General features: G+C 40.2%; 11 protein-coding genes, 1 tRNA gene and 1 riboswitch. Of the genes, 9 read left to right on the forward strand and 3 right to left on the reverse strand.

All coding sequences use genetic code 11. From position 1 onward, the window contains the following. Positions 1–134: 134 nt before the first annotated feature. Complete coding sequence (locus ACQRD1_RS09545) at positions 135–527, forward strand: PepSY domain-containing protein (RefSeq protein ID WP_235233791.1); 393 nt, start codon at positions 135–137, stop codon at positions 525–527. Positions 528–609: 82 nt separating this feature from the next. On the opposite strand, the gene ACQRD1_RS09550 is transcribed toward ACQRD1_RS09545, so the two are convergent. Both ACQRD1_RS09550 and coaBC read right to left on the reverse strand, forming a co-directional pair. Further along, the gene (locus ACQRD1_RS09550; RefSeq protein WP_235233790.1) at positions 610–807 is read right to left on the reverse strand and encodes a hypothetical protein; all 198 of its coding nucleotides are present in this window, start codon (positions 805–807) and stop codon (positions 610–612) included. Further along, complete coding sequence (coaBC, locus tag ACQRD1_RS09555; RefSeq protein ID WP_427787402.1) at positions 800–2,020, reverse strand: bifunctional phosphopantothenoylcysteine decarboxylase/phosphopantothenate--cysteine ligase CoaBC; 1,221 nt, start codon at positions 2,018–2,020, stop codon at positions 800–802. Before coaBC ends, ACQRD1_RS09550 begins: the two co-directional genes overlap by 8 nt. Positions 2,021–2,217: 197 nt before the next feature. Here coaBC and ACQRD1_RS09560 point away from each other — a divergent pair, with 197 nt between their 5' ends. Then, positions 2,218–2,862, forward strand: a complete 645-nt coding sequence (locus ACQRD1_RS09560; RefSeq protein WP_427787403.1) for an ECF transporter S component — start codon at positions 2,218–2,220, stop codon at positions 2,860–2,862. A 172-nt stretch (positions 2,863–3,034) separates the two neighbouring features. Here the strand turns inward: ACQRD1_RS09560 and ACQRD1_RS09565 are convergent. Continuing rightward, a tRNA-Trp gene (locus tag ACQRD1_RS09565) sits at positions 3,035–3,105 on the reverse strand. A gap of 496 nt (positions 3,106–3,601) precedes the next feature. Between ACQRD1_RS09565 and ACQRD1_RS09570 the strand changes: the two genes are divergently transcribed. The 7 genes from ACQRD1_RS09570 (at position 3,602) to ACQRD1_RS09600 (ending at position 13,199) form a co-directional block, all read left to right on the forward strand. Beyond that, the gene (locus ACQRD1_RS09570; protein ID WP_427787405.1) at positions 3,602–4,369 is read left to right on the forward strand and encodes a ZIP family metal transporter; all 768 of its coding nucleotides are present in this window, start codon (positions 3,602–3,604) and stop codon (positions 4,367–4,369) included. Positions 4,370–4,506: 137 nt separating this feature from the next. Further along, positions 4,507–5,742: a dicarboxylate/amino acid:cation symporter gene (locus tag ACQRD1_RS09575; protein ID WP_427787407.1), complete on the forward strand. Its 1,236-nt coding sequence runs from the start codon at positions 4,507–4,509 to the stop codon at positions 5,740–5,742. Next, the gene (locus ACQRD1_RS09580) at positions 5,726–6,169 is read left to right on the forward strand and encodes a prepilin peptidase (protein ID WP_235233782.1); all 444 of its coding nucleotides are present in this window, start codon (positions 5,726–5,728) and stop codon (positions 6,167–6,169) included. Before ACQRD1_RS09575 ends, ACQRD1_RS09580 begins: the two co-directional genes overlap by 17 nt. A gap of 76 nt (positions 6,170–6,245) precedes the next feature. Beyond that, positions 6,246–6,444: riboswitch (cobalamin riboswitch) on the forward strand. Positions 6,445–6,613: 169 nt separating this feature from the next. Then, the gene (locus ACQRD1_RS09585; protein WP_427787408.1) at positions 6,614–9,736 is read left to right on the forward strand and encodes a hypothetical protein; all 3,123 of its coding nucleotides are present in this window, start codon (positions 6,614–6,616) and stop codon (positions 9,734–9,736) included. A gap of 54 nt (positions 9,737–9,790) precedes the next feature. Continuing rightward, a complete protein-coding gene (locus ACQRD1_RS09590; protein WP_427787409.1) occupies positions 9,791–10,999 on the forward strand; it encodes an ABC transporter substrate-binding protein in 1,209 nt (402 codons plus the stop codon). A 41-nt stretch (positions 11,000–11,040) separates the two neighbouring features. Continuing rightward, complete coding sequence (locus ACQRD1_RS09595) at positions 11,041–12,105, forward strand: FecCD family ABC transporter permease (protein WP_427787438.1); 1,065 nt, start codon at positions 11,041–11,043, stop codon at positions 12,103–12,105. Positions 12,106–12,107: 2 nt separating this feature from the next. Next, the gene (locus ACQRD1_RS09600) at positions 12,108–13,199 is read left to right on the forward strand and encodes an ABC transporter ATP-binding protein (protein WP_347376259.1); all 1,092 of its coding nucleotides are present in this window, start codon (positions 12,108–12,110) and stop codon (positions 13,197–13,199) included. The last annotated feature ends 8 nt before the right edge of the window (positions 13,200–13,207 follow it).

Consider the following 13,207-nt stretch of genomic DNA (forward strand, 5'->3'; position numbering starts at 1 on the left):
CATAAGTTTAAGACAGTCGGTTTGACTGTCTTTTTTGCATAATTTGTAAAAAATATAATGTGAATTTTAGTCTTTCTTTCAATTTAAATGGATATACTAAATGCAAGAAAAAATGAAATCTTAGGAGGAAAGATATGCGAAAAAAATACATTACTTTATTAGTAGCTTTTATGATGTTTTCTACAATAGTTTTGAGTGGATGCACGAATGGAAATTCGAATACTGCTTCCAATACCGGAAAAGATGGAAATACTACGTCAACTAATACGCAACAGAATCAAAATAATAGCCAGAATAACGAACAAATACCTTCACAAGAACAAGTGACTGTCAGTGAAGAGGAAGCAATAAAACTTGTTCTTGAAAAAGTCCCTGGAGCAACAGAGCAAAATGTCAAAATCAAATTGGAATATGATGATGGATATTATAAATATGATGGTGATATTATATATGAGCAGAAAGAATATGATTTTGAGATAGATGCATATTCAGGAGAATTTCTGGAATGGAGCGAAGAAAAGCTATAATATCAGATGATAATTATGAAAATCCTGCCTATTATATGAAAGAAAATCTATATAGTAGGCAGGATTTTTAATGTGATAATATTTAAAATTCCATTTCCACCAAATGTGCTACAGCAATCGGATCGTCTTCTGTAAATCCTTGTGCACAAGTCAAAATGAGTTTAATATAATCTATGGAAAAATCTAGCCGCTCAGCAATCTCAGCCATATTTTTTCCGTTTTCGTTGAGTTCAATTACGTGTGTTACATCTTGTTGAATTTGGGAAAAATCTTTATTCATGAGACGTATTCTCCTTTTTCAATCTTAATTCTAAAATGGCATCCAATAGTCGGAATGCAACTTCATCTTTTTCCATAATTGGAAGCTCAGTCTCGGAGTTTTTAGTAATTAGAGTAACTATATTTGTATCGGTTTCAAAACCAGCACCTTTTATTTTTAAATTATTTGCTACAATCATGTCCAGATTTTTTTTTGCAAGTTTCTTTCTGGAATTTTCAAGCATGTTTTCTGTCTCCATAGAAAAGCCACATAAAAATTGGTTAGGAAGTTTATGTTCTCCGAGATACTTTAAGATGTCATCTGTTCGCTCTAATGGAATTGATAACTCTGCGTCTGCCTTTTTTACTTTTTCATCTGAGACTTGACTTGGGCGATAGTCTGCAACAGCTGCAGCTTTAATTATAATATCCATATCTTTGCTTCTGGAAGTAACGGCATTAAACATATCTTTTGCTGTGATAATTGGAACAACATGAACGAATTTAGGCGGTTCTAATGCCGTCTTTCCAGTTACGAGTGTGACATTGGCACCTCTTAACATACAAGCTTTGGCGATACTGTAACCCATTTTCCCAGAAGAATGGTTGGTGATATATCGAACCGGATCAATAGCTTCCTGAGTTGGGCCAGCAGTAACAAGAACTTTCAATCCTTCCATATCATTTGGACAAGCACAATGACGAAGAATATGTTCATACAAGTCTGAAGGCTCTGGCATCTTTCCAGTTCCGGTGTCACCACATGCAAGATAACCACTGGCAGGGGTTACAATATCCATACCATAACGACGTAAAGTTGCAAGATTATCTTGAGTGATGGGATTCTCATACATGGCTGTATTCATGGCTGGTACTATGATTTTAGGACATTTACAGGCAAGAATGGTAGTAGTAAGCATATCATCGGCAAGACCATGTGCAAGTTTAGCGATAACATTGGCAGTTGCTGGTGCAATCATAACAACATCTGCTTTTTTGGCAAGCGCAACATGTTCTACGTTAAATTCAAAATTACGATCAAAAGTATCTGTTACACATTTATGGCCTGTTAAAGTCTCAAATGTAATGGGATTTATGAAGTTCTTGGCATTTTCCGTCATAAGAACATGGACTTCTGCGCCAGACTTTACCAACAGACTGGTCAGAGATGCACTTTTATAAGCAGCAATTCCTCCAGTAACACCAAGAAGAATTGTTTTATTTTTCAATTGCATAGTAAATCCTCTCTTTATATTGATATAATATAAAATAACTATAGCGTGTTTCTGCTTATCTTGCAAGAATCAAGGACCTAAATTAACAGGATTGTACTCGATTTTATACTTGTTCTCAATAAATTCCGATGATATAATGACACAGTAATTGTATTGTATCCCGGCAGTCGGGAATGATAACAAGGAGGAATTGAATAATGAAAGAAAAGAAACATGACACTCGATGGATGGTCAGTGTCGCACTTATGGCAGCAATTGTCATTGTGTTGGCGAATACACCTTTAGGTATGATCCAACTGCCAATTATTAAGGCGACAACTGTACACATTCCTGTAATTATTGGAGCGGTTCTGTTAGGACCTTCTGCAGGAGCAATCTTAGGATTTGTTTTTGGTATGTGTTCGATGATTAGTAATACAATGGCACCTACACTCTTATCCTTTGCATTTTCGCCATTTATGAGCACAACAGGAATTCCAGGAGCACTGAAAGCAATCTGGATATCTGTAGGATGCCGTATTTTGATTGGAGTGGCTGCAGGATGGTTATGGATTTTACTAAGTAAACTAAAAGTAAATCAGGTAATTGCACTTCCAATTGTAGGATTTGTAGGTTCTATGGTAAATACCATAACAGTTATGGGAAGCATTTATCTGCTATTTGCACAGCAGTATGCAGAAGCAAAAGATGTTGCTGTGACAGCTGTATGGGGACTCGTTATGGGAACTGTAACAGCATCAGGTATTCCAGAAGCAATTGCAGCAGCAGTTCTTGTATTGGCGCTTGGAAAGGTATTGATTCAAGTGTTCAAGAAGATGAATATTAACATAGTGAGCGCCTAGACTGCAAAATAAATTAGTTATGATAAATGAATAGAGATTAAGAATAAAACCAAAAGCCCCGAAAATCCGGGGCTTTTATTTTAAAATAAAGTAAAACAAAAATTTGATTGCTTGGAAATTTTCTCGAAACCAAAAAGAAGTCTTGTAAATTCAAGACTTCTTTTTGATTAAGCAGGGGATGAGAGAATCGAACTCCCGCCAAAGGTTTTGGAGACCCCTATCATACCACTTGACCAATCCCCTATATTTCTCTGTCGCACTAGATATTTATACCATATAACATTGATAGTTGTCAATAGATAAATTGAAAATAACACATTAAATTTTAACACCCTGGAGCGTGATCAATTTTCCGAAGATAGAAGACTGTAAACCCAGCGCAACGGAATCGGCGTATTCCAATTTTATTGGAGGGAGAAGAATCTCGCCCATTTCAGTTGGAATACTGCGATAATGCTTTTTGGATTTTAAAAATTCCGTTTTTTTCTTGTTTGCGAACCTCGCATAGATCTCTGTGATTCCCGCTCAGGAATGGCACATATAGACTTCGATAAAGATATTTGAAATGTCTTTTTTTCTCATATATTCTTTTAAAGGTTCTTCATAATGAAAATTCATGCAGCTTTCTCCTTTTTTATTGTATGGACTAGTTTTATTATAGCCTGGAATAGGAGAGAATTCCAGATATATGAAGAACAATCTTTATTTAATTCCATATATTGACTAATGGGTGAGAAGAATGAATGGAATTATATGGACTTTTTTGGGAACTTTATTGACGCTTTCTGTGACGACACTTGGAGCAGCAGGAGTATTTTTCGTAAAAAAGGAGATTGGAGGAAGATTACAGAGTGGATTTCTGGGGTTTGCCGGCGGTGTGATGATTGCGGCTTCGGTATGGTCTTTGCTGTTGCCGGGAATCGAATACGCAGAAGAGAATGGACAGATTAGCTGGCTGGTCATTACCTGTGGTTTTTTGATAGGTGTATGGCTGTTGATTCTAGTGGATTATTTGATTCGAAAGTGGGAGAGTTTTCAGGTTAAAAGGAATACGGCGATGCTGGTGACGGCAATTACAGCGCACAATATCCCGGAAGGAATGGCGATTGGCATTGCATTTGCATTGGCAGCTCAAGATCTTCAGGATGCATCAAGGTTGTCAGGGGCCATTGCTTTAACGGTCGGTATTGCAATTCAGAATTTTCCAGAAGGGACTGCCGTTGCATTGCCACTAATTAACAATGGAATAAGTAAGAAAAAAGCCTTTTTTATTGGGAGCATGTCGGCGGTTGTGGAGCCAGTCTTTGGAGTTCTGGCAGCTGCAGCAGCAAATATGGTGCAGGGAGGGATGCCATGGTTTCTGGCATTTGCAGCAGGAGCCATGATTTATGTCGTAGTACAGGAGCTGATACCGGAAGCATATATCGGAGAAGAAGAAAAATCAGGGACGTTGGGATTTATTGTGGGATTTCTTGTGATGATGATTCTGGATGTCGCGTTTGGATAAGGGAGTAAATTGTATAGTAAATATGCATAGAAAAACCAGAGTAAGTGAAAAAATAAACAATAATAGTAATAAAATCGGGGTTGTGATATACTAATTTAATATGAGAGTAATAAAAAAGATACTGATGAGGAGGACTTATGGAAAAGAAAAAGTTAAGTATGCCTGTGAAGACATTAATAGGATTAGCGCTTGGTGTCATAGCGGGATTGGCATTGCAGAATCATGCTGATTTTGCCAATACATATATCAGCCCATTTGGAACATTGTTCCTGAATTGCATCAAGATGATTGTTGTACCAATGGTATTTTCTTCAATTATCGTGGGCGTATGTGGAATCGGTGATGCAAAAAAGATTGGAAGAATCGGCGGAAAGACAGTGGTATATTTCTTATGTACAACTGCTTGTGCAGCAACACTTGGTATTATTGTGTCCAATATATTTAAGATTGGTCAGGGCTTTGAGATTACAGGAGAAGTTGCAGAGGTAACGATTCCGGAGAGTACGGGAGTTATCAATACCTTAGTTAATATTATTCCGTCAAATCCGATACAATCACTGGCAAATGGAGATATGCTCCAGATTATTGCGTTTGCCATTGTCATTGGCGGCGGAATTGTGATGATTGGAGATAAGGGTAAACCAATTCTCAAAGCATTCGATTCACTGGCTGAAGCAATGTATGCCATTACCGGAGTGATTATGAAGTTTACACCTGTTGCAGTATTTGCGTTGATTACACCGATTGTGGCAGAAAATGGGGCAGAAGTACTGCTTCCGTTGGTCAGTGTGGTTCTGGCAGTTTATGGTACTTGTATATTGCATGCAATCATTGTATATTCATCTTCTGTAAAATTATTTTCCGGCGTGGGACCAAAAGAATTCTTTCAAAAAGCAGCAGAAGCAATCGTATTTGCTTTTACTTCAGCAAGTAGTTCAGCGACATTGCCATATTCTATGAAATCAGCAGAACAGTTGGGTGTCACAGAAGAGGTGCGTTCTTTTGTGATTCCGCTCGGTTCTACGATCAATATGGACGGAACTGCTATTTATCAGGGAATCTGTGCATTATTTATTGCAAATGTATATGGAATTCATCTGAGTCTGGTGCAGCAGATTACAATTGTGCTGACGTGTACATTTGCGTCTATAGGGGCGGCAGGAATCCCAGGGTCTGCAATGGTCATGCTTTCCATGGTTCTGCAGTCTGTAGGGCTTCCGCTGGAAGGTATCGGACTGGTGGCTGGAATCGACCGGATTACAGATATGGCTCCAACGGCTACGAACATTACTGGAGATATTGCATGTTCTGTTGTGATTCAGGCAACTGAGAACAAAAAACAGAAGGAGAGATCGGATGGTGAATGTCTGTAGAATATTATTTGCGGCAGGATTCTTAAGTTTATTGGCAATGATAGCCTATAATGATTGGAAGACAATGAAGATTCCGAACAAATTAATCATAATAACTGGAGGGGTTGGTCTGGCATCAACCCCTTTTTTCACAGAAATCAGTCTGATGGAGAGAGGAATCGGCGTCTTATGTATCAGCATACTGCTTCTCATTATTACGTGTATTGTTCCGGGAAGCTTCGGCGGCGGTGATATCAAACTCACGGCTGTCTGTGGATGGTATCTTGGATGGCGGTGTATGATGCTTGCATTCGTAATGGCGGTATTTAGCGCAGGAATCTATGTAGTATGGATTCTGGTGCAAAAAAAAGTTGGATATAAAACATCATTTCCATTTGGGCCATTCTTATGCCTTGGTATGGCTACAGCTTATTTTTTGAGAATGTGAAAAAGGAAGGACTTTCTTTGGGAAATATTGTAATTGGCTGATAAGTCTGCTACAATGAAGTAGTGATTGATAATATCAAATATATGGGGTTTTCAGTGCCAGACAGATGTTCATCTGTAGGGGTAAAAGGGAATCAGGTGCAAGTCCTGAGCGATCCGGTCACTGTAAGCAAGGAGTAAGGCTGTGATATGCCATTGCATATATTTTATATGTGAGAAGGTGCAGCCGAGCGTTGATATGTAAGTCAGGAAACCTGCTGAAAATGTTGGTGAATAGCTTCCGAAGAAAGTGTTTTCATGTAATAAAGATAAAGTTGTGGGAATATGTTTTTCACAGCTCTTGAAGAATGTCTGCTTTCGGAATGATAGCAGGCTTTTTCTTTGCAATACCAACAAGGGGCCACTTCCCCAGAAGGCCGAAAATAATCAAAAGGAGAGGATTTAAGTGAAAAGTAACACGAAAAAATTTCTTGCCCTTCTTCTGGCTGTGGCTATGGCAGTAATGCCTGTAACTTCGCTTCGAGCAGAAGAGTCCAATGTACAAGGACAGGAAAATGCAGAGAATGAACAGCAAGAAGAAGTGGCAGAAGGAGAAGAAGATGGACAGGGAAATACTTCTGAAGCTTTGCAGACTGTAGAGGTGCCTAAAGTTGAAGAAAGTGCAGAAAATGGACAGACATCGGAAAATGAAACAGTACAGCAGCCGATGGAATCTCAATCTTCCAATTCCCAGGGAAATGTGGAAGATGACACGGAAGAATTCAAGGTCGTTAAGTCAGAAGCAAAGGAAAATTGTGAGAAGGTCAGTATTTCCGTTTTTACAGCGAAGCTGACTTATAATAAGATCTATATTGGAAATAAAGAAGACACAGTAAAAGAACCAGTGATTGAAGGTCAGAAAAATGACCTGGGCGGTTATACATTTACTTTTGATGTAGAAAAAGAACAGCTTGGACAAAAGATATTGATTGTGCCTTATTATGCAGAAAAAAATGAATGGTATGTAGAAAAAGATGTACGTCTGGAGATTCCTGAAGAGGTAGAAGCAGAAAATATAGATTCGGATGCAGAAGAAGGCACATTTGAATCTGCGAAAATGACAAGGCAACTTCCAATGTTATTGGAAGCAGAAGCATCAGAAGAAACGTCCAAGACAGTGGAGCTTATTAGCGGTGCGGAATATAGTACGACTGTTGAAAGCAGCAGCTCTATGTTTAACATTGTGTCTTGTAAAATGACAAGTGAGAATGGTAAGGTGTGGGCTGACATTACACTCAGTGGAACCTCTTATACAAAACTTTTTATTGGAACAAAAGAAGAAGCGGCAGGTGCAGAAGAGCCACAATATATAGGTTATACAGAAAATGCAGAGGGGCAATATGTATTTAGAATTCCAGTGAGTAAATTGGATGAACCGTTAAAGGTGGCGGCATATTCCAAAAAGAGTTGTGACTGGTTTGACCGTGAATTGACATTCAGTTCGGAAAATCTAAAGATTGAAAAAATACCCGATGGAATATACGAGAATGTTGCTGTGGAATCCAGCAGTACGATGTTTAATGTTGTAGATTGCACATTATTTAATGAAAATGGCACTATGCAGGCCGCAATTACATTAAGTGGAACTGGATATACAAAGCTTTACGTGGGAACTGCAGAGGAAGCAGAGCAGGTAACAGACTATATAGATTATGCGGTAGATGCAGATGGGAAATATGTATTCACAATTCCTGTATCAGGGTTAAATACAGAAATAAAGATAGCAGCATTTTCTGAAAAGAGCCAAAAATGGTTTGATCGTATTCTGGTATTTAATCCGGAAGTAAATAATCTGAAAACGTTACCGGATGGAACATATGATGATATAATCGTGACTTCAAGTAATAAAATGTTTAAAGTCATTGCTTGTACCTTAAGTAGTGAAAATGGTTCAATGCAAGCTGCAATTACATTAAGCGGAACTGGATATACAAAGCTTTATATGGGAAGTGCAGAAGAAGCACAGACTGCAGAAAATTATATAGAATATACAGAGGGTGCAGATGGAAGATATGTATTCACAATTCCCGTATCGGGGTTAAATACAGATATAGAGATAGCGGCACTGGGTTCAAAATGGTATGATCGTACTTTGGTTTTTTCATGGGGAACAAGCAGTATACCTTGTGGCGTACAAGAAGAAAGTACAGATAATCCAGAAAATCCGGGCGGAAGTACTGGAAATACTGGCAACACTGGTAATTCAGGTTCCAGCGGCAGCACCGGTTCTTCCGGCAGTCAGAATAATAGCAATCCAGATTCCGAATCCAAGTATGAGTCTGACTTAAGCGGTTCGACTGGAAAAGTGAACAATACCACCAAGTTAAAAGACGGCGTCTATACACCAGACAGCTTCACATGGTCGGGTGGAACCGGACGTGTAAGCATTTCTTGTACAAAGATTACAATAACGAACGGTCAGGCATATGCGACAATCGTATTCAGCAGTCCGAACTACAGTTATGTAAAGGCTAACGGCAATAAATACTATGCTACAGTTGTGGGCGGAACTTCTGTTTTTACGATTCCGGTTGAGTTGAATAAAAATAACCAGATTATTGGTATGACAACGGCGATGTCAACGGCACATGAAGTTGCTTACAATATCTTTATATATCTTGCAGCAGCAGGAGAAGCAGACGACAAAACAGTTATTGGAAGCGGTATGGGAAGCAGCAAGAAACTGGACGAAGAGGCACCGGATATTCTTGGTTTAGAATACGAAGATGAAGTGACTTTGGATTATGCTGAGTACTTTAAGATCTATAAATATGAACAGGGCATTACGCTTCTTGAGATTGATCTGGTATCAGGTACGGTAAGAGAAGATGCAGAGGACGAAGAGACAGAGAAAGATTCTAAGAAGAAGGTTGAGTCAGAAGACGAGACAGAGAATGTAGAAGATGATGATTCGGCAGAAACTTCGGAGGAAACGGCTTTGGATGTTCAGACACAGGAAGAGATCGTAGCAGAGCTTTATAAAGAAAATGTTGTGAAATATCTGATCGTTCCGGAAGGTGTAGAGATTCCGGCCGGACTTGATAAAGAAGTTGTTGTGATCCAACAGCCGGTTGATAAGACCTATGCGGCTTCCGATGATATTCTGGAACAGTTGGAACAGATGGATATGCTGGATCAGGTGGCAGCAGTTGCCTGTGAGGAAGATGACTGTAAGATTGATGCGATAGCAGATAAGATGGAGAAGGAAGAAATATCCTTTGCAGGTACATATGAGGAACCGGACTTTAAGAAATTAATCAGCAGTAAATGTAATCTTGCCCTTCTTCCGGCTGACATTCTTCCGCAGGAAGATGAGAAAGAAGACCTGACAGTAGAAGAACAGGAAGAGCGTTTCTTTGAACAGGCAGAGAAATATGCGCTTCTTGATATCCCGGTGGTTATAGATTGTTCTGCAGATGAAGAAGAAGAGCTGGCACAGAAGGAATGGGTAAAGGTTTATGGAGCCATTTTCGGGTGTGAAGAGAAAGCAGAAGAGCTTTTTCATGCGGCTGTAGCAGCAAAAAAATAATACGGTAGAGACAGGGACGGCGTAACGGCCGTCTCTGTTAATGGAGATGGTGAAATGAAAAAAAACAGGAAGAAAATAATCAGTCTGCTTTTGGTTTTGCTGATGGTGATGGAAGGAATTATTGGATGTGCTTCTGAAAGTAAAGAGACACCTGATGATGCAGGGCAATCAGAAGAGACGATACAGACAGAGCAGAAAGAGGAAAGTAAAAAGGCTTTGGAGATTCCCGGGCTTACTTATGAACGGACACTGGAACTTGATTATGCAGAGGGCTTCGATGTATATTATTACAATGATGGCTATGAAGTGATTGAAGTTTATGACAGTGCAACGTATCTGCTTGTACCGGAAGATGGAGAAGTTCCGGAAGGAATAGATGAAGATATTGTTATATTACAGAAACCTTTGGATAAGATATATTTGGCGGCAACCTCCGCAATGGCTTTGTTTGATGCGATTGATGCATTGGGATCAATCAGACTCAGCGGAACAGATGTTTCAGGGTGGTATATTGATCATGCGGTCGCTGCAATGGAGGCAGGTGATATCCTGTTTGCAGGCAAATACAGTGAGCCGGATTATGAGCTTATGATTGACGAAGGATGTAATCTTGCGATTGAATCTACCATGATTCAGCATTCGCCAAAAGTAAAAGAGATGATTGAAGATCTTGGCATTCCGGTATTTGTTGACCGCTCCAGCTATGAGATACATCCTCTTGGAAGAACAGAATGGATCAAGTTGTATGGGGCGATGGTAGATAAAGATGATGAAGCAGAAGCCTTTTTTGAAGAACAGACAAAGGTCATTGAAGAATTAAAGGATTTTAAGAATACAGAAAAAACGGTAGCATTTTTCTATGTGAAGTCGGATGGCTCTGTTGTTGTACGTAAAACGGAAGATTATATTCCGACGATGATAGAGATTGCCGGCGGACGTTATATTTTTGATGATCTGGAAAATACAGAGAATAACAGTGCGGCTGTGAATCTTACGATGGAAGAATTTTACGCGACCGCTGTAGAGGCGGATTATCTGATCTATAATTCATCGATTGACAGCCCGATTGCGAGCATCGATGATCTGTTGGCAAAAAGTGAATTATTTGCAGATTTTAAGGCGGTCAAGGATGGAAATGTGTGGTGTACCGGAAAGTATCTGTATCAGGCAACCGATATCGTTGGGAATCTGATCATGGATATTCATCTGATGCTGACGGATCAGGGTGAGGATGGTATGACATTCTTATATAAAGTGCAATAAGCATAGAAGACGGATATATGAAAGAATTTGGTGAGGAAATGATGCAGAAGAAGGTTAGTACTGCACAGGAAACGGGAAGCTTTCACAGTGAGAATTTTAGAAGACGGACCAGATATTCGATGGTTTTCATTGTTCTGGCAATAGCATTTTGCGTAATTACAGTATTGAATATTAATACAGGGAATGTAAGAATCTCTGTACCAACGATTCTCGATATACTATTCCAGCATGGCGGAAATGATGTGGAATACAGTATCATATGGAAGATCAGGCTGCCAAGAATCCTTATGGCTGCTATATTAGGCGGGGCGCTGTCTTTGTCAGGATTTTTACTGCAGACATTTTTTGCGAATCCGATTGCCGGACCATATGTGCTGGGAATCTCTTCCGGGGCAAAGATGGTTGTTGCGCTGACGATGATCATATTTTTGGAATATATGGGATCATTTTCTTCCTATACTTTGATTTTCGCGGCGTTCATCGGATCGCTGATTTCCACGGGATTTATCCTTATGCTGTCAAGAAAGATCCACCATATGGCATCTCTGTTGGTGGGAGGTATTATGATTGGTTACATCTGCTCGGCAGTGACGGATTTTGTCGTAACTTTTGCGGAAGATTCGGATATTGTGAATCTGCATGGCTGGTCTCAGGGAAGTTTTTCAGGTATGAGCTGGAGTAATGTAAAGGTTGCAACGATTGTCGTTGGTATCACACTGGTATTTACTTTCTGTTTGTCAAAGCCGATCGGTGCGTATCAGTTGGGAGAGGCTTATGCACAGAGTATGGGAGTGAATATCAAGGTGTTCCGTGTGGTGCTGATTCTCCTTTCCAGTGTGTTTTCTGCATGCGTCACAGCATTTGCCGGACCAATTTCTTTCGTAGGAATCGCGGTTCCTTATCTGGTTAGAAAATCTTTGAATACGTCCAGACCGCTTGTGGTGATCCCGGCGACGTTTCTGGGCGGGGCGGTGTTCTGTATGTTGTGTGATCTGATTGCACGTATGGCATTTGCACCAATGGAACTGAATATCAGTACGGTGACTTCTGTACTGGGGGCTCCGATTGTGATTATTATGATGTTGAAGCGGGAGAAAGGAAGATAGATATGGCTGATTATTATTTTCAAATGCAGAATACGACGGTCGGCTATAATGGAAAGCCGCTGATCCATGATATTAATATTGGAATAGATCAGGGAGAGATCGTGACACTAATCGGGCCCAACGGCTCTGGAAAATCGACGATTCTTAAGAGTATTACACGCCAGCTGAAACTGATCGGCGGGAAAGTTTTTTTTGATAACAGTTTCCTCCAGACATTATCATATAAGGAATTATCCACTCGTATGGCCGTAGTGCTGACGGAACGTATGAAGCCGGAACTTATGACGTGCCATGATATTGTTGCGACCGGCCGGTATCCATATACGGGCCGACTTGGTATACTGTCCAGGGAGGACGAAGAAAAGGTAGATAAAGCGATGGAAGCTGTCCATGCCCAGGAACTGGGATGCCGTGATTTCAATGCAATCAGTGATGGACAGCGTCAGAGAATCCTTCTGGCACGCGCTATCTGTCAGGAACCGGATATTATTATATTGGATGAGCCGACTTCGTTTTTAGATGTACGTCATAAACTGGAGCTTCTTGCGATTCTTCGCAGAATGGCGAAAGAGAATGGAATTACAGTGATCATGTCTTTGCATGAGATTGATCTGGCCCAGAAGATATCGGATAAGATCATATGCGTGAAGGGTGAGACAATCTCCCATTATGGAATTCCTGAGGAAGTATTTCAGGAAGATATCATCCGGGAATTGTATGAGATAGATAACGGTTTCTTTGACCCGACGCTAGGAAGTATTGAATTGCCGCGTCCTACAGGAGATCCGGAAGTGTTTGTAATCTCTGGATGTGGAAGCGGAATCCCGGTTTATCGTCAGCTTCAAAAAGAGAATACACCTTTTATAGCGGGAATCCTGTATACGAACGATATGGATTATCAGCTTGCAAGATTACTGGCATCACAGGTCATTGTAGAAAAGCCGTTTTTTGAGATTACTGATGGGACCTATAAGGAAGCGGTGCGGGCGATGGAGAGATGTAGGAGAGTCATCAATGCAGGAATAGAGATTGGCCCGTGTAACCGGCGAATCGAAGATCTTGTCAGAGAGGCAGAGCGAATGGGGAAAATGTAGGAAGGGAA

It is taken from the genome of Bariatricus sp. SGI.019 (assembly GCF_050315235.1).
Taxonomy (GTDB): domain Bacteria; phylum Bacillota; class Clostridia; order Lachnospirales; family Lachnospiraceae; genus JAFBIX01.